Below are 23,658 nucleotides of genomic sequence, written 5' to 3' on the forward strand. Positions count from 1 at the left end.
AGGGGCAAACTTATGGATATTAAAGTAATCAGTCAGACCGAGACACGCATACGCTTTGTAGTTTCTAATGCTTCTCCATCTCTGGTAAACTCCCTTAGGAGATGCCTGATGACAGAGATACCCAAGATGGCTATTGAGCTGGTAGAATTTCACTTGGGTCCAATTATGGATGAAGAAGGAAATGAATATGAAAGTGTGAGTCCTCTCTTTGATGAGATTATTGCGCATAGACTCGGTCTCGTGCCAGTTCCGACTGATCTTAGCCTTTACGTGCCCAAAGATGAATGTGTTTGTGGTGGGGAAGGCTGCCCCAATTGTACAATCATGTACTCTATAAACAAAAAAGGACCTTGCGAAGTTTACTCTGGTGATATGGAACCTCTTGGACCTCCTGAGCTGAGGATAAAAGATGAGCTGATCCCCATTGTAAAATTAGGTCCAGGTCAGGCTTTGCTAGCATATGCTTCGGCAGAGCTTGGCACTGCAAAGCGTCACGCTAAATGGCAGGTCGTATCCGGAGCAGGATATAGATACTACCCTACAATTGAAATCGATCCAGCTCGCTGTGATTCCGGCGGTACTTGCATCAAAGCTTGTCCAAGGGGAGTTTTAGCCAAAGAAGATGGGATTGTTAAAGTTGTAGATCTTGAATCCTGCATCCTTTGCAAGTCATGCTTTGAAGTATGTGAGTTGAATGCAATAAAATTGTCTGGATCAGACTCAAAGTTTATATTTGAATTTGAAACAGATGGCTCGCTTTCAGCCCTTGATACGCTCAAAGAAGCTCTAAAAATCTTAACACAGAAATTTGAAGAGTTTCGTGAGAATATTTCTGCTCTTGAGGCATAAACTTCTTCCAAACTTCTTATTTATTTATATTTTTAAAATGGCAGGAATAACCATATATAACAACTGAGCATTATTCTGTTCACGTATGGTTATTAACAGCTTATTGGGTATTTTTGGAGTAACATATATTTTTGTAGGATTAGTGCTGATAATATTATCCATCCCCTTGATATCATCAAAAGTAAGTAGAAACAATCTTTATGGCATCAGAATAGGAAAGAGTTTTGAATCAGATGAAAACTGGTATGTAATCAATAGATATGGTGGAAAAGTACTGCTTGTTGTTGGTATCCTCGTATCAGCTTTAGGAATTTCATATGCACTGGTCGGTGATGTATCCACCATGCTGGAAATTATCTTGTTATTTCTGCCGATTATTCTCATTATGCTGGGCTGTATAATTGCCTATCTTCATGCAAGAAATTTATGACATTTTCATTTATTTCCTTTTAATTTGTTAATGGCATCGGAGTTGCTTATTTTACATGGAGCTTCATAGTATGTTGGGGTTAGGCGTTCCATGTCTTTTCTATGAATTTCATGAACAATATCCTCTGCCGACATGTCTAATTTACAATATGCCTTTATCATATTTTCATTGAGTCTATTGATCTTAATTTTTTCATTTCTACAGGTTTCAGCAAGTTTTACAATATGCTCCAGATTTCCAAAGGCTCCCAATTCCAGTAATTCTAAAACATCATTTTTTACTTTCTTAGGGAGACTGAACAGATCTTCAGCATATTTTTCTTTTGAGTCTGTTATGTCTGGATGTTCTTCTAAAAAGTTAATTAGATCTTCAACAGTCTTCATGATTATATCTATCGAATTTCCAATAAATATACACATTCCCTTTATTTGGGACAGCTCATCTCGTATTCTGTCTCTGTCTCAACCTTTCCTCTTAGGGTAGAACTTGCTGCACCTATCAATGCGATTAATGCAGATACCTTTAGAGCTGCGCTCATTCCGGTTATAAACTCAGCATTATCTACACTGGAGCTGCCTCCCATAAATACAGAAGAAACAAGAGCTGATGAAGTTACAATCGCCATCACGCTTCCCATTAAGACTAAACTTAGTGATTGTCCAACTGTACGCATTGTGGACAACATTCCTGATGCCACACCAGTCTTATCTTTTCTGACGCTTTTCATGACGGCACTTGTGTTAGGCGATGAGAACATTCCCATTCCGATTCCAAGTATTACGAGATAGATTACAACAATAGCAATTGAAGTGTTCATGCCTAGCGTGCTTATAAGGAATAGACCGACAGCCATGATTATCATTCCGAGTGTTGCAAGTGTCCTCGATCCAACTTTGTCAGATAGACTTCCGGATATCGGTGAGATTATACACATGACCAACGGCATTGCTAATAGTATCAATCCAGTAGTGCCTATGTCTATTCCAAGCACTCTTTGAAGATAAAATGAAATGACGAATGTAGATCCGTAATATGCTGTATAGTTCAAAAATGCGGAAAAGTTTGCTGCGGCAAAGAGACGGTTTTTAGTGAATAATCTAAGATCAAATAGTCCATTCTCTCCTTTTTTCTGTTCTATCCGGATAAACATTACAAATGATATTATTGAAATGATAACTAAAATCAGGACATTTGCAGAAAGCCATCCATCTGTATTTCCAAGTGTCAATCCCAGCAGGATAGTAATCAAGCCTACAGCAAATGCAATTGCTCCGCTTATATCAAATGACACTTTTTTATCAAGTATCTCGCACTCATTCAGTTTCCATACTGCTAATGCAATTGTAATTATTGCAATCGGAACGTTTACCAGGAATATAGAATGCCATCCAAAGCTCTGAGTAAGTATTCCGCCGAGCGGAGGACCTATTGCAAGACCCAAATAAACAGCCATTACGTTAAGGCCGAGAGCCCTGCCTTGTTCTCCAGGTGGAAATGCTGCAGAGACCAGAGCTGTTCCTGAAGTCATGATAAATGAAGCTCCGATCCCTTGTATAACTCTGAATGATATCAGCTGCTCTCCGCTCTGAGCCAGGCTGCATAGCAAGGAGCCGACCGCGAAGATTGCAAAACCGCTGATATATATCTTTTTCTTTCCAAATATATCTGAAACACGGCCAATGATGAGAAGAATACTGGCAATTGTAACAAGGTAGGCCGTTGGAACCCACAGAGTCTGTGCATAATCCATCTGAAGAGCATCAGATATCGAAGGCATTGAGACACTTACGATTGTGGAATCCAGAGGCCCCATAAGAGATCCTACTGATGCTACGATCAGTACAATCCATTTGTATGAGAGGCCAGTTTCTTTCTTCATCTTATTTCTCCTTTAAAAGTTCTCTACGAAATTTTTTATGATTTCTATTCCTTTTTCAATATTATCTTCAGAGGCAGCATATGATATTCTCAGATGCTTTTCTCCAGCGTCTCCAAATGCAGTACCAGGTGAACAAAGCACTCCCTGATGTGCAAGTTTTACAGCTAAGTCCGCAGATGGTATATCTATGTCATATGATGGAAATGCATAAAACGCTCCCCTGGGTTTAATGCATGAAAATCCGTGAATCTCGTTCAGCAAATCTGTAGTAAGATCGCGACGTTTTTTAAGGATTGGAAAAATTTCATTTATAAAATCTTCCTGACAGTCGAATGCATCATTTAGAGCATACTGGAAAGGACTGGGGGGACATGCAAGAATATGGTACTGCATTTTGGAAATCTCGCTTATTATGCTATCTGGTGCAGATAAGTATCCCACTCTCCAGCCGGCTACAGCAAATGACTTCGAAAATGAATTTAACACGACTGATCTATCTAGATACTCATTGAATGAGTAATGTTTCCCTTCGTATATGAAATTCTCATACACTTCATCAGAGATGATCCATAAATTATAGTCTTCTGCTAAGTCACATATTGTTTTGAATGCTTCTTCAGTGAGAACTGATCCGCAGGGATTTGCAGGAGAGTTGACAACAATTCCTTTAGTTTTTTTAGTTATGCCCTCTTTTATTTTTTCTAAGTCTATATTTAATTCATCATCCATTGTGTATGGTACAGGATCAGCTCCGCAGAGCGTGCATTCTGGTGCATATACTACAAATCCTGGATCGGGGACAAGAACCTCATCTCCTTCTTGAAACAGCGTCTGGAATGTTGCCATGGCTGCCTGAGTGCCGCTTGATGTTATCATCACGTTTGACGTTTTGATATCTTTGTTGAATCTAGATATCTTATTGGCTATTTTTTCTCTGAGAGCAGGAATGCCCATTGTAGGTCCGTAGCGATAAGAATCAGAGTCTAGCGCTTTCTTGCAGGCTTCAGTAACTTCCCGAGGCGGTCTGAAGTCAAGTTCTCCTAATCCTAAATTGATACTGTCTTCCTGAGCCATGTCAAAAATGGCACGAACTCCAGAAGGTTTGATAGACTGAACTTTTTTAGAAACCATCAGTTCAACATAATCTTCTTCCTTTTGAACTTGATTGTATATACTATAAAAAACAGCAGAAATGTCTGACTTCAGTCTCGATATTCGAAAACATTTCTGCAAAATTCGAAAAATATATAGTTTGAGCGACCAGCGCTCATTCTGGGAAGAAAAATCCCGCAGTCATATCGAGATAATTACCGCCTGAGTATTGAGGGTATGTTTCTCTTATCTTTTCTTTAAATTGTTCTGCAGAGCTGCATTTTGATGCTATACCCTTTATGTTTTTCAGATACGCAATTTTTTCTTCAGCATCTTTCAGATTTTCTGGAGTATAATGTGATGTAAGAATTAGTGAAAAATCCCTGTCGATATAGTTCTGAAGTTCGTTAATCATTGCATCCGCATGGTTAGTTCCAGCTACGATGGAATGACAGTCATGTCCCATCATATGAATGTAAACTGATTTTATAGACTCAATTTCTATGTTATATGCATCAGGAGTGCTCACAATATTCATTTCGATTCCAGCAATGTTTACTTTTCCTGGAGTCATAATCTCATCAATTGATGGTATTCCACAGTCAAAAGCATCTCCGAATGCACCTGTGAAGTTCTCAATTAGTGCTTTTCCTCCTCCAACAGAGTTGTAATCTATCGATGTCTTAGTTCCGTAATTTTTTACATTTGGTATGAATGATGATCCGGCAGCATGATATGCTATCATTTTTCCTTCTACACGGATGCCGTTTGAATCAATATATTTGGTGAGCTCTTCTATATTATTCTTGAAACACGGGAGTTCAATAACTACAGCCCGTTTGTTCTTTTCAATGACAAATACCTCATCATCGATCGGATCATTTGTCTGATATGCATGCAGTTTAATGTCTCCAAAATCGTACACTCTCATCTTTCCAACAGCCATTGGCACATCTTTGTAATTTACCATATTTTATCCTCTTGAACACATTTGTGTTCGAGTACTACAATATCAAAAGGGATATAAGTATCAAATAGAAACCATTAAGAAACATAGTTACCACAAGGATACCAGTAATTATCTGTGTTGTTAGAACCGCTCAGACTCATATAAAATCGAGTTATATTCATTAATCTGCCACTTTCCAGTTTTGTTGAAACACATATACTTAAATATACAAAACAGTTTGAATCATCAATGAAGGCTACTAGCGGTCATCTCATTTTTGGGGACGGCGTAGATTACAAAGACTTAGAGCGCGTATTCCCAGAATTATTTACTACATTTTTAGAGGAAACAAACCAAGTCCCGGATGATAATGATATTCTTCAGATGTTTCTATATGCGAATATGCAAGAAATAGCTAGAAATGAAAAGCCTGAAGGATATAACAGAAAAGGACGCATGAGGTTAATCTTCCCTATCGGCAAAAAAGAATTCTACATAAAATCCTACACATCCAATGTGGAAACTGTACGCTTAACAGAAAAGCTCAGTAAACTGCTGCTCCGCGAAGGCATCCAGCACACAGTCGAATGGGATCAGCTCATCACAAAATCTAAAAAATGAAATCCTGAGCGTTTTTACGCTCAGTTTTCGTATTGTTTTAAGGTTTAATTGCGCAGTCCGTATGATCCGCCTAGCATTGATCCAAGTGTGATCAGTGCAGCTGCTATGATGATATATCCATCATAAAGGTCTTTTGCTCCAGTACCCATCAATAGATCTGCAGAAAAGTCCACAATGAACAACGTGATTATGAAATAAATCACGCTCAATATGATCATTATGACTGTTCCCACAATCATACCAACTAAGGCTTTCAATGTTCCTTCCATGGTTTTTCCTCCTTAGGAGTGTTCATTAATGAACGTTCAAAATATATAATGTTGTCTTAATGCAAAAGAAAATAAGCATTTTTAGGGGGTACATGAGGTATCAAATAATACTATTTACACTAATTTTTTTACGATTTTCATAGTTTCTGTGCATATCTCTTCATTTTTCATTGTTTTATTGTTGATGTACTTTTTGAATGAGATTATTTGTTAATGATCTATCAGACATATACGGTTCCTATTAAATGACTGATATCAGGGTTATGTATTTTTTTAGTTAATTAAGTACTATTTAGAATAATTAGCATTTTCACTGATCAGTGGTCTGATAAAAAGGATATGGGCAGGCGTCAATGCGCCTGCAGATTATAATATTTTTATTTCTCTAATGCATCAAATGCCTGTTCGATGATATTCCGCTCCCCTATCAAAAATGCATTTTGGCGGTCTACTGCGGAATGACCGTTATCCAGTTGTACTGGGATTATCTCTGGAGAAGTGCCTCCAAATGATTTTCGTCTGTTTACGCATTTCTCTAATGGAAGTATATCAAAGACATCTTCTTTAATCAGATCGCTGAAAGACTGCAGCTCTTTAAGGGTCAAATCTTCCAGTTTCTTGTTTTCATCTATGCAGTACCTGACGGCTCCGCCGACAACTTCATGTGCCTTTCTAAAAGGCATCCCTTTCACTACAAGATAATCGGCCAGGTCGGTTGCATTCATAAATCCTTCTGATGCTGCCGACAGCATTCTTTCTTTGTTAAAGCTGAGTGTAGCAATCATCGCACTGCACATTTTGATGCATGAAGTCAATCTGGTGTATGATGAAAACATAGCATCTTTGTCTTCTTGCAGATCTCTGTTATACGTAAGCGGGAGTCCTTTCATTGTAGTCAAAATGTTGACGAGATCCCCAATGGCTGCTCCTGTTCTGCCTCTTGTAAGTTCTGCAACATCTGAATTCTTTTTCTGAGGCATGATGCTGCTTCCTGTTGCATAGGCATCATCCATTTCAATAAATGCAAATTCTTGAGATGACCAGTATACAAGTTCTTCACAAATCGATGACAAGTGTACTGCACAGAGGGATGAATTAAAGAGAAACTCTGCAATGAAGTCTCTGTCTGATACTCCGTCCATTGAGTTATAGCAGGGGTTCTGAAATCCCAGCAGCGAGCTCGTATATTCTCTATCTATGTCATATGTAGTTCCGGCAAGTGCTGCTGATCCTAGAGGACACACATTTACTCTGCTGTATGATTCTATAAACCTTTCAATATCTCTTCTTATCCTTGAAAAATGAGCCATAAAGTGATGACCGATAGTTACGGGCTGGGCATGCTGTACATGTGTAAATCCCGGCACAATCACATCAATGTTATCTTTTGAAACTTCAAGAAGTGTTTTTTCAAATCCTATGAGCTCTTCAATTGTATCCAGAATGGCATCACGCATGAACATTCTTACATCAGTGACAACCTGATCATTCCTGCTGCGGGCTGTATGAAGTCGAGCTCCGGCATCTTTTATGCGGTCGGTAAGAATAAACTCGATATTGGAGTGGATATCTTCAAGGCTATCCTGGATTGGAAGTGTTCCATCTTCAATCTGGAGCAGAATCTCTTTCAGCCCTTTTTGAATTTCCTTTCCATCTTCTTGAGAAATTATCCCCTGTGCGCTCAGCATCTTGGCATGTGCAATCGAACCAAGGACATCATACCTGGCGAGCTTTACATCGGTGTGGAGAGAAGATGTGAATGCCAGTGTTGCATCAGTTGCACCTTCTTTGAACCTTCCAGACCATAGAACTTTTTTACTGTCCATTACAAAACCACCCTTGAAAAAATTTAGAAAAGGTTTTGGTTAGAAGTGATTAAAATCACTTCTTTTTACTGGCAGATTTTTTCTTTGTGTTTGAAGACTGCACTGCTGGCTTTTTTGCCTTTTTGATGGAAGCTACGGTCTTCAGAGGGAGACCCCAGACATATATGAATCCTTCAGCAGATTTGTGGTTGAATTTGTCTCCCTGAGCATATGTAGCTAATCCCTCATCATACAGTGAGCATGGTGATGAACGGCCTACAACCTCAGCGCTGCCACGGTAAAGTTTAACGCGAACTTTTCCAGTAACATTCTCCTGACTCTTATCTACGAAGGCGTCAATTGCTCCCTTGAGTGGAGAGAACCACATTCCATCATAGCATAGTTCTGAGTAACGCTGCTCAACGCCCCTTTTGAATGAAAGCAGATCCCTTGTAAGAACCATGTTTTCCAGAGCGCGGTGAGCTTTAATCAGTACTATTGCGGCTGGGCATTCGTATGTTTCACGTGATTTAATACCAACCATACGGTCTTCAATATGGTCAATGCGGCCTACTCCATTTTGTCCGGCCACTTCATTAAGAATCTTAATTAATTCTACAGGAGCAGTCTTTTTCCCGTCAATTGAAACTGGTATTCCGCTCTCGAAACCTATCTCAACATATGTTGGTTTAGCAGGGGCCTTCTGGGGAGATACAGTCCACTCATGAGAATCTTCCGGAGGCTCTACCGAAGCATCTTCTAGTATTCCGCACTCGCAACTCCTTCCCCATAAGTTTTCGTCAGTGGAGTAAGGACATGCTTTCTTTACTGGTATCGGGACATTATGATCTTTAGCGTAGTCAATCTCTTCTTCACGGGTCATCACCCATTCCCTCATGGGAGCGATGATTCCAATTTCAGGAGCCAGAGCCGCGATAGATACATCAAACCTTACCTGATCATTTCCTTTTGCTGTGCATCCGTGTGCTATGTATTTTGCTCCTTCTTTCTTAGCAATATCTACCAAAAGTTTAGCTATTAACGGCCTGGCTATGGCAGTTGATAATGGATAAACATCTTGATACATGGCGTTTGCCTTAAGGGACGGCCAGACATAATCAGTTACAAATTCCTGTTTGGCATCAATGGCATAAGCTCCAACGGCGCCGATTGATTTTGCCCTTTCAATATTGGCTTTCATATCGCCAGGCTGTCCGACATCAATACAAACTGCAATTGTGTCTAGATTGTATTTTTCTTCCAGCCATTTGATTGCAACCGAGGTGTCTAAACCTCCGGAATATGCTAAAACGACTTTATCTTTGGATTTTTTTGCACTTTTATTCTTGGTAGAACTGGCCTGCATAGGGGTATGATATCCGCACTGATTATTATAGATTATTGATTAACTATTGAATGGTCCGGAATTCAATATTTTATCCATATTGAATGAATCTAGTCAGATATGTCTCAATTACTACAGATTAGACCTCTTTGTCTCATTTGGGTCATCATGCTTAAGCCACGAACCTGTGTATAAGCCGCCTTCACATACTCAAGAGGCTATCAAAAAATGATAAAAGCTGCAATTGTTGGAGGGTCGGGATACACAGGCAGCGAGCTAGCTCGTATTCTCTGCCGTCATCCAGACATATCGCTTGAAGCAATAACTTCTCGACAGAATTGCGGAATGAAGGTCTGCAATGTGCTGCCTTCTCTGAATGGATTTGTAGATTTATGCTTTGATTCCAATCTTAAAGAAAATGGAGACTATGATCTTGTATTTTGTGCAACTCCTCATGGAGCATCTATGGAGATCATACCATCTCTGATGGAGCGCGGCATAAAAGTAGTAGATCTGAGTGGAGATTACCGTCTTGGCGATCCGCAGCTTTATGAAAAATGGTATGGACGTGCACATGTAGACCTGCGCGGTCTTCATGATGCAGTATATGGTCTTCCTGAGCTGTTCCGCGAAGAAATTAGGAAAGCATCATTGATCGCAAATCCAGGATGTTATCCTACATGCTCTTCATTATCTCTTGCACCTCTGCTGTCTGCAGGTCTGATAGATAATTACGTAATTATTGATGCGAAAAGCGGAACGTCCGGAGCAGGTCAGGAGCTGTCCAAGCTGACACATCATCCAGCCTGTGGGTCTTCAATAACTCCATATAAAGTTGGAAATCATCGGCACATTCCCGAGATCAAAATGGTTCTGAGCCGTGTTTACGGTAATGAAGTCAAGACTGTATTCACACCTCATCTCCTTCCGATTGTACGGGGGATGTTTACCACTTCTTACGCTCAGCTCAAAGATAATGTTACAGAAGATGACGTCAAATCTGCATACGATAAGATGTATGGCGGCAGTAAGTTTGTGCGTGTGACAAATATGCCATCCATTCCATCTACAGTCGGATCTAACGTCTGTGAAACCGGTTTTGTAATCGCTCCAGAGAATACTGTTGTTGCAATGGGAGCGCTTGATAATTTAGTGAAGGGGGCCGCCGGACAAGCAATTCAGAATGCTAATCTCATGTTCGGCTTAAATGAATCAACTGGCCTTGACTTCCCAGGATTGGGGGTATAAATATGGAAATTATAGATGGAGGAGTATCAACTCCCAAAGGCTTCAGTACCTATGGAATACATTGCGGCATCAAGAAAAAACGCTTAGACCTTGCGATGATCTCTTCAGATCGTCCTGCATGGGCTGTAGGAGCATACACACAGAATAAAATGCGTGCCCCACCCGTTGAACTTATGGTCAAGCGCTCTTCACCAAAGCTCCAGGCTGTTGTCATGAACAGCGGGAATGCAAATGCAATCACTGGAGAACAGGGTATGAAAGATGCACAGGCAATGATTGATGCAACCGCAGAATGTCTTGGAATAGACAGCGATCTTGTCGGAGTAGCATCCACCGGGGTAATATCTCATTATATGCCGATGGACAAGATCATTCCTGGAATCAAAGAAATTTCAGAGAAACTGGGAACAGGCCGTGAACAGGATCATTTGGCTGCTGAAGCGATCCTTACCACTGATAAAACTATCAAAGAAGCCGCATGCAGGATTACACTCAAAGATGGTACAGTAATTACCATTGCCGGTATGGCAAAAGGCTCTGGTATGATCTCCCCTTCAATGAAAGCGCTTCATGCCACTACATTAAGTTTCATAACAACCGATGCCGTCCTTACAAAAGTTCCTACTTATAAGTGGCAGGAATGCATCAATAAGAGTTTCAATATGATCAATGTAGATGGAGATCAGAGTACCAACGACACTTCAATAATGCTTGCCAATGGTGCTGCAGGCGGAAAACCTGTTGATGATAATCATGAGTTCTGGGAAGGTGTTCTTTATGTCCTTAAATCACTGGCCAAACAGGTGGTAATGGATGGGGAAGGAGCCACAAAGCTCATTGAGCTAAAGGTAAGCGGTGCTAAAACTGACAAGGAGGCCCGCACTACAGGACGTTGGATCATTTCATCTGCATTGGTGAAAACTGCAGTTTTTGGTGCAGACCCCAATTTCGGGCGTATTTTGGCAGCACTGGGTAATTCCGGCAGTGAATTTGACCTTACAAAAATAAAGCTCTGCATTGGAGATGGCAATGAAATTGCAGTTCTCTTTGAAAACGGTATGCCGCAGCTTATCCCTGGAGGGGAGTCTGAGGCCAAAGCCCGTGAAATTCTAAAGCATTCCCGTATCGATGTCTATCTGGATCTAGGCATCGGGAACGGAAGTGCTGAAGCCTGGGGATGCGACCTCACATATGAATATGTAAAAATCAACGCTGAGTACACAACATAAGGTGCATTCAATGAATCGTCGCATACTTCTTAAATTTGGAGGGAACGCCCTGTCCGACAAAGACGATATGAATCGATTTGCTCAGGACGTCTGTACCATCTCCAATGCTGGTTTTACTCCAGTTATAGTGCATGGCGGAGGTCCGGAAATCAGTGCAGAAATGGAAAGGCGCGGAATGAAAGCCTTGAAAGTAGCTGGATTGAGAATAACCGACATCGACGCCCTTCATGTTGCTGAGGAAGTATTGAAATCTTTGAACTCAGAAATAGTGCAGGTGTTTCAAAAGGCAGGCTGCAGCGTTCAAGGAATGTCTGCTGAAGGTATAATCACAGCTTCAAAAAAACCTCCTGTGCTATCTGATGGTAAAGAAGTAGATTTAGGGTATGTAGGCGATGTCGCATCTGTAAATCCTCAGAGCATAGATTCTGTTCTGATGTCTGGCAACATCCCTATAATCTACCCAATCTGCTCAGATTCAAACGGATTGAAATTAAATGTCAATGCAGACACAGTCGCATCCGGCGTTGCAAAAGCCGCAGGTGCTTCAGAAATGGTTCTTGTTACGGATGTGCCGGGGATTCTGAATGATGGAAAGAGAATCCCGTCTCTGACCTTGGCGGATGTCGATAATCTGATACATTCCAAGGTAATCACCGGTGGAATGCTTCCGAAAGTGGAAGCATGCCGTGCGGCACTGCTGAATGGAGCTAATACTGTATATATGCTGAACGGAAAGGAGCCGCACTCATTAGCCAGGCGTCTTATCAACGGTGAAGACTGCGGTACGTCAATAATGGTCGAATAATTATGAATACAGATGAAGTAAAATCATTGGACTCAAAATATCTTTTTCAGAATTATGGCCGCCAAAACCTATGTTTTGAGCGTGGAGAAGCAGAATTCCTTTATGATCTGGATGGTAAGAAATACATCGATCTTGTAGCAGGGATAGCTGTAAATGCGTTAGGCTATGCTCATCCAGATTTAGTAAATGCAATCTGTGAGCAGTCTCGCAAGCTGATGCATGTTTCAAATCTTTATCTTGTGAAGGAGCAGGCCCTGGCCGCAGAAGCTTTAGCTTCGGTTTGTCCCGATCCCATCAGCAAGACACTTTTCGTCAACAGCGGGGCGGAAGCAAACGAGGCTGCGCTTAAGCTTGCCGTAAAGCACACAAACCGCTCTCGCATCGTAACAGCAAAGAATTCATTTCACGGTCGGACCGCTGCATCACTTTCTGCAACTGGCCAGCCGAAGTATCAAAATGGATTTACGCCCCTTCTTTCGCATGCCTTTGAGTATATTGAATATGGAAATGTGGAAGAACTTAAGAAAACTGTAAACTCTGAAACTGCAGCTGTGCTCATGGAGCCTATTCAGGGAGAAGGCGGAGTAATACCGGCAGGAAAAGAGTTTTTCAAGGCAGCGCGTGACATTTGTGATGATTATGGCGCTTTGTTTATTGTAGACGAGGTGCAGACTGGTATGGGCCGCACAGGCAAATGGTTTGGATTTGAAAACTACGATGTAGTGCCAGATATATTTACGCTGGCTAAAGCTCTCGGCGGAGGTTTCCCAATAGGTGCATGCGTTACATCTCCAGAAATTGCTGAGACTCTGAAACCGGGAATGCATGGTACTACCTTTGGAGGAAATCCCATGGGCTGCACGCTTGTCAAAACAGTTATTGACGTCATGAAACGCGACAAGCTGGTAGAGCGCTCATCAGATGCTGGATCAAAATGGATGGCAGATTTGAAAAAAGCCTCCTCTTCAGAGGTGCGTGGGTTCGGCATGATGCTGGGTATGGTTATAGAAGACGGCCGCGGTCTGCAGGCTGCTGCGCTGGAACGAAATATCCTCGTCAACGTATGCGGCGGCGGAGTAGTGCGTTTAATTCCTCCACTGATAACTTCTGATGAATCCCTTTCTTCATTTACTAAGGTGGTTGAAGATTTCTTCTAATCACCAAACTTCTTTTTAATCAGATTAATATTAAGGTCTGTGTCTAAAATAAGTGACCTTCTGCAGTACATCCCGGTAGGCGAGCGTCTGGGTGAGCTGTTTTACGCTAACTGGATGGTTGTAGTATCAATAGGTCTCTTAGTAGAGATGGAAGCTTCTATGTTATCCATAGTGGCGGTAACGATCGTTGCATTTTCAGTAAATGTCGTCTGGGGGATTATTGACGGAGTTACTGTGATGTACGGCATGGTTATAGGCAGAATTCAGCGCAACGATGTGATTAAGCGTCTTCATGAAGGAGATGCATCTGCCAGAGCTGATGCAAAATCGTATTTGGAAGATACAATCGTTGATTCTCTTGATGAAGATGACATGGACATAGTTATTGATTTAATATCAAAGAGTAAACAAGTAGAAGACTGCGGATCCAGACCTTTAAAGTCTGATATTGGATATGCACTTGGAATAATATTTTTGGATTCAGTCATGGTTATTCCTCTCCTACTTCCTCTTTATTTAATGCCTGATTATCATAATGCTGTTTACACTTCTCACATGATTTCCGTGGTGATCTTTACAATTATAGGAGCAGCATATGCAAAGAGGTTGAACAGAAACATCTGGAAGACCGCTGTCATATTTGCAATCATGGGAACAATCTTGGCTACACTCGTATATCAGTCAGGATGGTGACACAGCCATTTCACTGGATATCCTTGTGGGCAGACTAGGAATTGTTAATATCAATAAATGCAATGTTTAATCATGAGCCTGCATGAGTTCAGTATCTCTACGTCTTCGAAAGAGGAGCTGATTGACATTACTTCTCAGGTATCCGAAGCGGTGAAAAAAGACGGAATTGAAGAAGGCGTTTGTTTAGTTCACATACCACACACAACAGCGGCTGTGACGATAAACGAAAATGCCGATCCTGATGTACAGCATGATCTTCTATTGGGTCTGGATGCTGCATTTCCGGACCGCAATGAATTCAGACACAGTGAGGGAAATTCATCAGCTCACTTAAAGTCAAGCTGCATAGGCTGTTCTCAGACGATTATAATCTCTAAAGGCAGGCTGCTTTTAGGCACATGGCAGGGACTATACTTTTGTGAATTCGATGGTCCTAGACGAAGGAAATATTTTGTGAAAACTATGAAAGACTGAACTTTCACTTATCCTTGAAAAATATGGCTGCATGAGTATTTCCGGCCTCTTCATTTCTTTTGGTTTGATGAATCTTTAGAAAATGTAACGTTAAACGTCTGGATCTTAAAAATCTATAAGAAAATGACTAGTGGAACAGCCTGCTCCTTACAAAAGTATTAAAAATATGTCTGAGATTCGACTTTCACTTGAAGAAAGAGACTAGTAAGGAAAGCATCGCGGAGCGCACCCGCGAATATATCGATGCACATCCTAGCATTAAGGACTGCATGTCTAAAGACTTGATAAATTATTCATCTTTAGCACGACAGATAATGAAAGATTTAGCTGTCAATAATGAAGAAGCAGTCATGATTGCATGCAGACGATATGCTATGAAGCTGAACAACCACGATTATGAAGGAAGCATTCTGAAGGTTCTCAGTAATTCAAGGCTTGTTCTTAAGACAAAAATATCCATCATCACAGCTAAGAACGACTGGAATGTGCTTCAGTGTCTGGAAACTGTTTTCTCAAAACTTTTGAATGAGAAATCTGCAATGCAAATAATCCAGGGACAGCAGGCAATTACAGTCATATGTGATGAAAATTTGATGAATGAAGTAATAAGTGCCATACGTAGTGAAAACGTAGTGAAAACACGTACTAATCTTGTAGAGATTTCTGTTCGTTCTCCAGAGCGTATCAGTGATGTAAGCGGTGTGTTTGCATATTTGGCAAACAACCTTGCAGACGGAGGCATAAATGTGATCGAGTCTGTAAGTGTGTTTACTGATACAATTTTCATTATTGACGAATCAGATATGATAAATGCCTATTCAATTTTGTCAAAATGCATAGAATCTGCAGAAAGGATATCAGGAGTAGCATGAAACATTTTAAATGCAACAATTTTGAGTGGATTGAAGGCAGAGGTTACAAAAAGAAAAGACTGCCAGTTTCAAATACACTTCCTGCAGAAGTTGACTTTATTCAGGAAGTCAGGTTTTCCAAAGGTTCTTCAATGCCTGATCACTATCATAAAAAACAGACTGAGATCTTCTATGCCTTGGCGGCAGGTTACATGATCATCAATGATTCGGAGATTATAATCTCGCAGGGTGATACAATAGTCTGTGAGCCTGGGGATGTTCATGGCATACCTGAAATAAAAGATGATTTTGGATTTTTAGTCTTAAAAATTAATTATGAAGAAAATGATACTATCTGGCTTTAAACAGATGTATATTTAAAATAATAATATCACGCCGTCTACTGATACAATACTGTACGCACTCATCATATGCTTAAGAGTTTCAGTGCTTCTTTATGAATTTTGACAAGTACCTCTATGCGTTCATTATCATATTCATGAGGCATTTTGCATGTGGTTTGATCAAAGACTAACATTTGATTACTTAAGCATGATCTGAGATATTCAAACGGCCATCTGCTATAATTTTTAGATAGAGCTTTTCTACAGCTTCGGACGGCGATGATCCCTGCTGCTGTAATATTCTTTCAGCTTCTGCTTTAATGATCGGATCTACACGAGCATACACCGCAGCCGTCTTTCTTCTTGACTCAACTCCGTGCAGGACATCTTCGCATAATGATTCGATATATTCATTATATTTCATTCCATTTTTTCTAGCTAGACCGCGTATTAGATCTGTAGTTCCAGAGCCATATTGGGATGATTTTTTCTTTCTTTCTGCAAGTACTGGATATCCAAGATCAATGGCAATCTCTTTGAGAACTGATTTTCTGGAGTCCATGTCTTTCGGTTTCAGCTCATCAGGATCAATGTTCCATATTTCAGAGACTACCAACTCATTGATGTATACATAAACAAGGTCTTTATTGAAATGGCTTGCAATTTTCTTTTCGCAGGGAACAGACACATCCAGAAGTCTTTCCACAGCTGCATTTTTTAGTATTTCATAATCATCATCAGGTTGGTCGATGAACTTGGCACATCCCATAAAATACTCATCGGCTCCCTGGCCAGTTAAAATACAGTCTTCTTTAGATGCCTTGCAGACACAGAATAGTTGCAGTTCATACGATATTGTGAATGGATCAGTCGTTCCTGTGGCGCTTATCATCTCTTTAATTAGATCTTCTATGTTCTCTTTGGAGATCTGTACGTGAACCCATGGAAGTCCGAGCTTTTCAGAGAGATCCTTAGCCATGATAACGTCATATGCATTCTCAGATCCACACGTATAAAGAGTGACTGAGTTCGCATACTCTTTAGCGATTGCTGAGACTAATCCTGAATCAAGGCCGCCGGAGAATGCCACGCCGATATCCTTGCCTTTGACATTATCTTTAATGACTGTGACAATTGAATTTTCCAATTTGTCGTATCTGAAAGACATCAATGGATGGATTGTTTTGTATTATATAACTGAAACGGATAGGAGATCAAAACGCTTGATAATTCTTCCCAGTTGGAAGATTTCTTCACATTTTGTCTCCCTTTTGAATTGTTTCAGTATCCGCGTTTTTTGGGAATAATCTCTTTTACTACAGGTTTTCCGTATGGGCAGGCTAGATTGCATATGGTGCATTCTGCAAATCCCCTGTCGGAAACACGGCGTATATGTTCTTCCCAGGTTTTATCAAGTTTAGTATCAAATTCATGTGCTACAACGCATTTGCCATATGTTACTTTCTTTCCAGGCTCCACGCCTTGTGAAGGACCCGGAATGATCGCATTATATGGGCAGGACTTTACACACAACGATCCATTTTTGCACAGCGGCTGTTCGGCGCAGAGATCGCGCGTGAATGGTTGATCCGGTTCCAGCTCAAGCTCTGTGAGAACGGCGATCCAGCGGACACGCGGACCATATTCTGGTGTAATGACCAATGTGCTGTGTCCTATGAATCCTAAACCAGCAAGAGATGCTGCTGCCTTAGCGTGTATCGTAGTGGATGGAATAGCCTCTGCACCTTTCGTATCTCTCAGCCATTTACAGAAATACCATGCTTTGTTCTCTACTATCTGATAGTAAAGGTTATAGTATTCTGAGTCTCCACCGCTGAAATCTCCGCTGCCAGCTGTAGATACTGAAACATTCATTCCTTCATCCCATATCACCATGCCCATCATTATCAATGATTTGGCACTTGGCATCACTTCAGATGGTTTCTGCAGACCTCTGCCATCAGGGAATGGTACATTTTCCATCTTGTTGATGTCAGAAACACCGAAGAGCTGGAATCCCAATTCTTTGGATTTTTTTCGTAATTCTTCTTTAAGATCGTCCTCGTTCATTTTTCCATCTCTGAAGAATTTACATCAGAATATCATATAAAACTAGTTAGATGAATATTTATACAAGTTTAAAAACATTCAGATGACTATTTGAATGCATGAAATAATCCGATAAGTCTTGAAAAACTTGTATAAATAATGTTCTGACAACCTATTTATTATAAACAAATATTATATTTATTTCAGTACTAGGGATAAATAAAGGTTGATTGCGTAAACAATCAGATAGTATGTCTTTCTGATTGTTTTTTGATACCTGTATTGCTGATGGAGGGTGCTATTTGAAGGAATTGACTGATGATGAAAAATACAATGCTATCGTAAATCGCAACAAAAAATATGATGGTGTTTTCTGGTTCTGCGCCAAAGCATCTGAATGCTATTGTATGCCATCTTGTAAGGCAAGAACGCCAATGCGTCAAAATATCAGATATTTTGATACACAGGTTGAAGCCCAGGCTGCAGGTTACCGTCCATGCAAAAGATGTCGCCCGGATAAGTTCATTTCAAACCCAGATAAAAAATGGTATTGAATGTGGTGCGGTGAGATTTTACCATGATCTATTATTCAAAGAGGTGCAGCTCTCCAGTAGGAGAAATTACTCTGGTATGTGATGATTATAACATTTTAGGGTTGTGGATAAAAGGACAAAAATACTTCGGTGACACAGTTTCAGGGGAATTTACAGAAGATCCGGATAATGAAATACTAAACAGGGGCAAGAGTTGGCTAGATGATTATTTTGCGGGAAAAAAACCTGAGATTTCAAGTCTTCCGCTGGCACCAATCGGTGGTAAGTTCCGTCAAGAGGTGTGGAAAATTCTCATGGAAATCCCATACGGGGAAGTTACTACTTATGGAAAAATTGCCAAAGAAATAATCAAACGCACTGGGGTAACAAGTATGTCTAGTCAGGCGGTAGGTGGAGCCGTAGGCCGCAATCCGATCTCAATCATAATACCATGTCACCGTGTTGTAGGGTCAAATGGTAGTTTGACTGGCTATGCCGGCGGTATTGATGTGAAAATGAAGCTGCTGGAACATGAGGGTGTAGATATGTCTAAACTCTTTGTACCTAAAACCCAAACCGCTTTGTGAATTCTTCAAAGCCAGAGCTGTTTAGTCTTGCATTGTTGAGAATTCACATCCGTTCAAGTGTCTTTTCAAAATGATATATAAAAAATGGAGCCACCTCTGAGATTCGAACTCAGGACCTGCTGATTACAAGTCAGCCGCTATACCGGGCTAAGCCAAGGTGGCGTTGTAGTGAGGAGGAAAACACATCTCCCATTTATTACTTGTCATTGATTGCACTTATTCTGAGATGGAATAAACCGTTTGTTGTGTAATATACCCAGTTAGATAACCATATATTAATGTAGGATGAAATGCCGTAAAGTTTAAAAACCAAGGATCAATCACACATTATCAAAGTTCCATATAATTGGACATTTCATGGTGATATTTCATGTCTGAGGATAATAAAATCGTTAAAGGGGATGTCATTAGTCTTGATTTCAGCGGCTATATCGAAGAGTCAAACACTCTTTTTGATACAACCAATGAGCAGATTGCTCAGGATAACGGCGTCTACGATGAAAAGTCAACATATGCTCCTATTTCCTATCTAGTAGGAAGCGGCAGAATCTTCCCCGGATTGGAAGAAGCCATTGAGGGAGCTGAGTTAAACAAGGAATACGAAATAACAGTTCCTTTTGAAAAGGGTGCTGGCGCAAGAGATTCCAGGCTTGTCGAGACAATCTCTATAAGAGACTTTGCAAAACAGGATGTACAGCCTTACGTTGGAATGGAATTTCAATCCCGTAACCGTACTGGTATCGTTACTGCTGTTACTGCCGGACGTGTTCGTGTAGATTACAACAGCCCTCTTGCAGGCAAGAATCTCAAATATGTATTCACAGTAGTTTCTAAGGCTCAGAATGACGATGAGAAAATTGAAGGCATCTTAAAGATGGACTATGGAACTTCTGAAGGATTTTCAATTTCAATTAGCGAAAACGTTATTGAGATAGTTCTCCCAGATGTCTGCAAATATGACTCTAACTGGGGTATGGCAAAATACCGTGTAATCGCAGATCTGAGAGAAGCACTCGGTGACAAAAATGTGAGGTTCGTTGAGGAATATGTTAAGAATGTTCCTAAGGAAGACGAGCCAAAAGAAGAAGAACGTGTCCCCGAAGAGATAGCTCCTGAAGAAATACCACCAGAAGAGCAGTAAGCTCTTCTCTTAATTTTTTAAATTTTTAATGCACACGTGGTCTAGCTTGGATATGGCGGTGGCCTCCTAAGCCACATATCGAGGGTTCGAATCCCCCCGTGTGCGCCACTATTCTTGTCCAGACATTGATTAATTCGGATTCAATCAACGATTTTTTGTTATTGACCCCTTATATACATGGGAAAGTGCGAAATTCACAGTGTGTGGTCAAAGCCTCTGTGAAGATGCCGGATGTTATTATGCGCTTTGAGCCTATGTCTGCAACATCTTAAGCAAAAATTTCAGAATAATAGTTACTTAGAATTTAGAAATCTATACAGAGTTTGATTTATGGGAACGGCTTGAATATATCAAACATTTCTGAATCATCAATGCCATGCTTTTCTAATTTCTTGAATATGACCTTGCTCAGACCGCCTGCGATGAAGGGTATGGGTGGAGTGAAATACACCAGTGATCCAAAAAGAGCTCCTAGTTTTTGACCAAGTTTCATTTTGTGAACTTTGTATATTATCGGGTCGTCATCTATCTTTTCCTTATCTAATCCTAAAAATGAACGTAGTATTAATTTGTCTGAATGGACTATCACTTCTATGCTCCAAGCTATTGCCTGGTTCATGAGGATTATTTCTCCATCAGCATCAGTAGTTTTATTCAATATGCTTTTACGTAGGTCTTCTGGAGTATTTCCTTCAAACAATGTGTATGTAGCCCCAATATTTTTCAGACAGTGAGAATCAGAACCACCAGTCAATGCCCATCTGCCATATTCTTTTTTTCCAATTTCTTGTGCATGAGCATTAGCATAATCATCAATGTGACCGCCATTCAAGATTTCAATTCCATCCAGATCTAAATCAAAAATCTGATCTTTTAGACATGGGCAGTGAAGACTGAATGGATGAGGAGCTATTGCCAAGCCTCCCTGTTCTCTGATACGTTCAATCGTTTCTACTGCAGAAAGTCCAGCAGGAATTTCATCTTCAATAAAATATGCAAGAACTTCTCCATCTGCTGTTGAGACCTCTTCACCTATTACTATTCCAATATCTTTGATATCTTTACAGTCCCTTACTGCTCTATGAGCTCCTGTAACGGAATTATGATCTGTAATGCATACAACATCCATGCCTGCGGCTTTAGCTTTCTTAACAACATCTACGGGATCTGAAACAGATTCAGGAAACCGCAGGGGGCCCATCTTATGAACACCCGAATATTTTGTATGGACATGGAGGTCCGCTTTTCCTTGCACGCCTGGACATGAACTCATTTGACCATATAACCGTTTTGCATGCAATTGAGATTTATAAACTCATTCAGACTCAATTATATCAGATTTTGTTATAATGCCTATGGGATTTTTACCGTCCATAACTACGACTGCTGGAAATTCCAGTAATAGTTCTTTCACAACTTCAGAACTAGCTGTTTTTGAGACAACTGGAGGCGAATCGCTCATAACTTCGTTTGCCATCACTTCAGACAGTCTTCCAGAGAATTTCAAAAGGTCTCTTTCAGTTATGAGTCCAACTATCTGATCATCATGAGTCACTACTAATTGTGAAACTGCTTTTTCACTCATCATCCGACCCGCATCGGCTGCTGTATTATCAGTATCTACATGATATATCGTGGGGGTCATGTATTTTGTACAGTGATCTTTTTCTTCTTCTTGCAGGCATTCTAGAATTCTTTTTACTGTTGAGAATCGAGGGTCTACCTTTCCAGTTTCTATTTTTGCAATATGGGCCTGCGAAACTCCTGCTTTTTTAGCAAGTTCACTCTGGCTCATTCCAGCCTTTATCCTCAGTTTCTTTATGTCCGTTAGATCCATAAGATAACCCTCGGTTATTGAAACAATAGCTAATCATGTATTAAAATATATATACTCTATCATCCCTTTATGCTCTAAGTGATTAAATGGGACGCCACTTATTTACTTCAGAGTCTGTAACAGAAGGACATCCTGACAAATTGTGCGATCGAATATCCGATGCTATAGTTGATGCTTATCTGGCACAAGACCCTGATGCACATATGGCCATTGAAACTATGACAACTACTGGAATGATCATGGTCGTAGGTGAGGTCAAAGCAGATCCGAAAAAGATACCAGCATTAAATATCGACAAACTGGTAAGAGAAACTGTAAAAGACATAGGCTATTCCTCATCTGAAATTGGTTTCGATCATGAGGGTTGCGCAGTTTTAGTTTCACTACACGATCAATCAGTTGATATTGACTTGGGCGTAAGCGGAGGAAGTGTAAGCAAGAAGCTTACCGGCGCCGGTGACCAGGGACTTATGTTTGGATATGCTACAAACGAAACACCAGAATTAATGCCGCTTCCAATTAGCATGGCTCAGAAACTTGCAATGCAGCTGGCAAAAGTCAGGAAAGATGGTACTCTGCCATGGCTCAGGCCTGATGGAAAAACACAGGTGACTGTAGAATATGAAGATGGAGTACCAAAGAGAATTGATACTATTGTAGTATCAACTCAGCACGCCCCTGAAATAAATGGAAAAAAGAAAGATGCCGATGTCCAGAAGATCATCCACAAAGCAATTATGGAAAAGGTAATAATGCCTGTCTGCGGAGATTGGGTTGATAAAAAGACAATCTACCACATAAACCCAACCGGGAGATTTGTTATCGGCGGACCATGCGGAGATTCAGGTCTTACTGGCAGAAAGATCATTGTTGATACATACGGTGGAATGGGAAGACACGGCGGAGGAGCTTTCTCTGGAAAAGACCCGACAAAAGTGGACCGCTCTGCAGCATATATGTGCAGATATATTGCAAAAAATATTGTTGCAGCAGGATTAGCCAACAAGGTAGAAGTGCAGCTTGCATATGCAATTGGAGTTGCAGAACCAGTATCCGTAATGGTTGATACAGCAGGAACTGGTGTTGTCTCAGATGATAAGATTGCTGATGCTGTGAAAGAGACTTTTGATCTTACTCCTGATGGCATAATCAACACACTCAAACTGAAGCGTCCTATCTATCAGAAGACTTCAGCATATGGTCACTTTGGAAGAAATGATCCTGCATTTACTTGGGAGAAAACTGACAGGGTAAAAGATCTTAAAAAGGCCTGCGGTGTCACCAAAACAAAGCCTAAAAACCCTAAAGACAGCACAGTAATGTCTGTCTGATCTAAACCTTTTTTATATTTTTTATGAAGTCATTTCAATACTATCTAGTTATTCATCTTTGATTTTGATGCAGGTAACTCTCATAACCTGAATCAGGTGATTCTTCAGTAAACGCTGATTCATCTAAAATATCTGGCTAG

General features: G+C 40.5%; 26 protein-coding genes and 2 tRNA genes. 16 read left to right on the forward strand and 12 right to left on the reverse strand.

Going from position 1 to position 23,658, the window contains the following annotated elements; translation table 11 throughout:
- Positions 1-12 precede the first annotated feature (12 nt).
- Both H729_RS03615 and H729_RS03620 read left to right on the forward strand, forming a co-directional pair.
- Complete coding sequence (locus H729_RS03615) at positions 13-849, forward strand: DNA-directed RNA polymerase subunit D (RefSeq protein WP_020448645.1); 837 nt, start codon at positions 13-15, stop codon at positions 847-849.
- 85 nt (positions 850-934) lie between these two features.
- Positions 935-1,279 carry an SdpI family protein gene (locus tag H729_RS03620; protein ID WP_048133904.1) on the forward strand — a complete coding sequence of 115 codons (345 nt, stop codon included), beginning with the start codon at positions 935-937 and terminating at the stop codon, positions 1,277-1,279.
- A 5-nt stretch (positions 1,280-1,284) separates the two neighbouring features.
- On the opposite strand, the gene H729_RS03625 is transcribed toward H729_RS03620, so the two are convergent.
- From H729_RS03625 to H729_RS03640, 4 genes are all read right to left on the reverse strand, one after another.
- Positions 1,285-1,662 (reverse strand): hypothetical protein, encoded by a 378-nt coding sequence (locus H729_RS03625; protein ID WP_147554382.1) that lies wholly within the window; start codon positions 1,660-1,662, stop codon positions 1,285-1,287.
- Positions 1,663-1,703: 41 nt separating this feature from the next.
- The gene (locus H729_RS03630; RefSeq protein ID WP_020448648.1) at positions 1,704-3,158 is read right to left on the reverse strand and encodes an MFS transporter; all 1,455 of its coding nucleotides are present in this window, start codon (positions 3,156-3,158) and stop codon (positions 1,704-1,706) included.
- A 12-nt stretch (positions 3,159-3,170) separates the two neighbouring features.
- Positions 3,171-4,289: a pyridoxal phosphate-dependent aminotransferase gene (locus H729_RS03635; RefSeq protein ID WP_020448649.1), complete on the reverse strand. Its 1,119-nt coding sequence runs from the start codon at positions 4,287-4,289 to the stop codon at positions 3,171-3,173.
- Positions 4,290-4,425: 136 nt separating this feature from the next.
- Entirely contained in the window at positions 4,426-5,220 is a 795-nt protein-coding gene (locus H729_RS03640; RefSeq protein ID WP_020448650.1) for a hypothetical protein, read from the reverse strand.
- A gap of 228 nt (positions 5,221-5,448) precedes the next feature.
- Here H729_RS03640 and H729_RS10095 point away from each other — a divergent pair, with 228 nt between their 5' ends.
- A complete protein-coding gene (locus H729_RS10095) occupies positions 5,449-5,820 on the forward strand; it encodes a hypothetical protein (RefSeq protein WP_020448651.1) in 372 nt (123 codons plus the stop codon).
- A 44-nt stretch (positions 5,821-5,864) separates the two neighbouring features.
- Here the strand turns inward: H729_RS10095 and H729_RS03650 are convergent, their stop codons facing one another.
- The 3 genes from H729_RS03650 to H729_RS03660 all read right to left on the reverse strand — a co-directional run bounded on the left by H729_RS03650 (position 5,865) and on the right by H729_RS03660 (position 9,260).
- Positions 5,865-6,089, reverse strand: a complete 225-nt coding sequence (locus H729_RS03650) for a hypothetical protein (RefSeq protein WP_020448652.1) — start codon at positions 6,087-6,089, stop codon at positions 5,865-5,867.
- Positions 6,090-6,466: 377 nt separating this feature from the next.
- Positions 6,467-7,915, reverse strand: a complete 1,449-nt coding sequence (argH, locus tag H729_RS03655; protein ID WP_020448653.1) for an argininosuccinate lyase — start codon at positions 7,913-7,915, stop codon at positions 6,467-6,469.
- Positions 7,916-7,970: 55 nt separating this feature from the next.
- On the reverse strand, positions 7,971-9,260 hold the full coding sequence (locus H729_RS03660; protein WP_020448654.1) for an argininosuccinate synthase: 1,290 nt from the start codon (positions 9,258-9,260) through the stop codon (positions 7,971-7,973).
- 207 nt (positions 9,261-9,467) lie between these two features.
- Here H729_RS03660 and argC point away from each other — a divergent pair, with 207 nt between their 5' ends.
- The 8 genes from argC to H729_RS03700 all read left to right on the forward strand — a co-directional run bounded on the left by argC (position 9,468) and on the right by H729_RS03700 (position 16,061).
- The gene (gene argC / locus H729_RS03665; RefSeq protein WP_020448655.1) at positions 9,468-10,487 is read left to right on the forward strand and encodes an N-acetyl-gamma-glutamyl-phosphate reductase; all 1,020 of its coding nucleotides are present in this window, start codon (positions 9,468-9,470) and stop codon (positions 10,485-10,487) included.
- 2 nt (positions 10,488-10,489) lie between these two features.
- Positions 10,490-11,716 (forward strand): bifunctional ornithine acetyltransferase/N-acetylglutamate synthase, encoded by a 1,227-nt coding sequence (gene argJ / locus H729_RS03670; RefSeq protein ID WP_020448656.1) that lies wholly within the window; start codon positions 10,490-10,492, stop codon positions 11,714-11,716.
- 10 nt (positions 11,717-11,726) lie between these two features.
- Entirely contained in the window at positions 11,727-12,521 is a 795-nt protein-coding gene (gene argB / locus H729_RS03675) for an acetylglutamate kinase (RefSeq protein ID WP_020448657.1), read from the forward strand.
- Positions 12,522-12,523: 2 nt separating this feature from the next.
- Positions 12,524-13,678: an acetylornithine/succinylornithine family transaminase gene (locus H729_RS03680; RefSeq protein WP_020448658.1), complete on the forward strand. Its 1,155-nt coding sequence runs from the start codon at positions 12,524-12,526 to the stop codon at positions 13,676-13,678.
- Between the two features lie 39 nt (positions 13,679-13,717).
- A complete protein-coding gene (locus H729_RS03685) occupies positions 13,718-14,371 on the forward strand; it encodes a hypothetical protein (RefSeq protein WP_020448659.1) in 654 nt (217 codons plus the stop codon).
- 72 nt (positions 14,372-14,443) lie between these two features.
- Positions 14,444-14,845 (forward strand): secondary thiamine-phosphate synthase enzyme YjbQ, encoded by a 402-nt coding sequence (locus H729_RS03690; RefSeq protein ID WP_020448660.1) that lies wholly within the window; start codon positions 14,444-14,446, stop codon positions 14,843-14,845.
- Between the two features lie 188 nt (positions 14,846-15,033).
- Positions 15,034-15,717, forward strand: coding sequence for a DUF7523 family protein (locus H729_RS03695; protein ID WP_048133906.1), 684 nt, complete (start codon positions 15,034-15,036; stop codon positions 15,715-15,717).
- Positions 15,714-16,061: a cupin domain-containing protein gene (locus H729_RS03700; protein WP_020448662.1), complete on the forward strand. Its 348-nt coding sequence runs from the start codon at positions 15,714-15,716 to the stop codon at positions 16,059-16,061. The genes H729_RS03695 and H729_RS03700 overlap by 4 nt, the downstream gene beginning before the upstream one ends.
- A 181-nt stretch (positions 16,062-16,242) precedes the next feature.
- Here the strand turns inward: H729_RS03700 and H729_RS03705 are convergent, their stop codons facing one another.
- Positions 16,243-17,208, reverse strand: coding sequence for an asparagine synthase-related protein (locus H729_RS03705; RefSeq protein WP_020448663.1), 966 nt, complete (start codon positions 17,206-17,208; stop codon positions 16,243-16,245).
- Between the two features lie 113 nt (positions 17,209-17,321).
- A complete protein-coding gene (locus H729_RS03710; protein ID WP_020448664.1) occupies positions 17,322-18,110 on the reverse strand; it encodes a 4Fe-4S double cluster binding domain-containing protein in 789 nt (262 codons plus the stop codon).
- Positions 18,111-18,391: 281 nt separating this feature from the next.
- Here H729_RS03710 and H729_RS03715 point away from each other — a divergent pair, with 281 nt between their 5' ends.
- Positions 18,392-18,643, forward strand: a complete 252-nt coding sequence (locus tag H729_RS03715) for an Ada metal-binding domain-containing protein (RefSeq protein ID WP_020448665.1) — start codon at positions 18,392-18,394, stop codon at positions 18,641-18,643.
- 26 nt (positions 18,644-18,669) lie between these two features.
- Positions 18,670-19,209 carry a methylated-DNA--[protein]-cysteine S-methyltransferase gene (locus H729_RS03720; RefSeq protein ID WP_048134349.1) on the forward strand — a complete coding sequence of 180 codons (540 nt, stop codon included), beginning with the start codon at positions 18,670-18,672 and terminating at the stop codon, positions 19,207-19,209.
- Between the two features lie 85 nt (positions 19,210-19,294).
- Here the strand turns inward: H729_RS03720 and H729_RS03725 are convergent.
- Positions 19,295-19,371, reverse strand: a tRNA-Thr gene (locus H729_RS03725).
- A gap of 208 nt (positions 19,372-19,579) precedes the next feature.
- Between H729_RS03725 and H729_RS03730 the strand changes: the two genes are divergently transcribed.
- Both H729_RS03730 and H729_RS03735 read left to right on the forward strand, forming a co-directional pair.
- Positions 19,580-20,350 carry a peptidylprolyl isomerase gene (locus H729_RS03730; protein WP_020448667.1) on the forward strand — a complete coding sequence of 257 codons (771 nt, stop codon included), beginning with the start codon at positions 19,580-19,582 and terminating at the stop codon, positions 20,348-20,350.
- 30 nt (positions 20,351-20,380) lie between these two features.
- Positions 20,381-20,458, forward strand: a tRNA-Arg gene (locus H729_RS03735).
- 220 nt (positions 20,459-20,678) lie between these two features.
- Here H729_RS03735 and H729_RS03740 read toward each other — a convergent pair.
- Both H729_RS03740 and H729_RS03745 read right to left on the reverse strand, forming a co-directional pair.
- Positions 20,679-21,623 (reverse strand): PHP domain-containing protein, encoded by a 945-nt coding sequence (locus tag H729_RS03740; protein WP_048133911.1) that lies wholly within the window; start codon positions 21,621-21,623, stop codon positions 20,679-20,681.
- Positions 21,624-21,665: 42 nt separating this feature from the next.
- The gene (locus H729_RS03745) at positions 21,666-22,187 is read right to left on the reverse strand and encodes a CBS domain-containing protein (RefSeq protein WP_020448669.1); all 522 of its coding nucleotides are present in this window, start codon (positions 22,185-22,187) and stop codon (positions 21,666-21,668) included.
- Positions 22,188-22,273: 86 nt separating this feature from the next.
- Here H729_RS03745 and metK point away from each other — a divergent pair, with 86 nt between their 5' ends.
- Positions 22,274-23,518 carry a methionine adenosyltransferase gene (metK, locus tag H729_RS03750; protein ID WP_020448670.1) on the forward strand — a complete coding sequence of 415 codons (1,245 nt, stop codon included), beginning with the start codon at positions 22,274-22,276 and terminating at the stop codon, positions 23,516-23,518.
- The last annotated feature ends 140 nt before the right edge of the window (positions 23,519-23,658 follow it).

It is taken from the genome of Candidatus Methanomassiliicoccus intestinalis Issoire-Mx1, assembly GCF_000404225.1.
Classification (GTDB): Archaea; Thermoplasmatota; Thermoplasmata; order Methanomassiliicoccales; family Methanomassiliicoccaceae; genus Methanomassiliicoccus_A; species Methanomassiliicoccus_A intestinalis.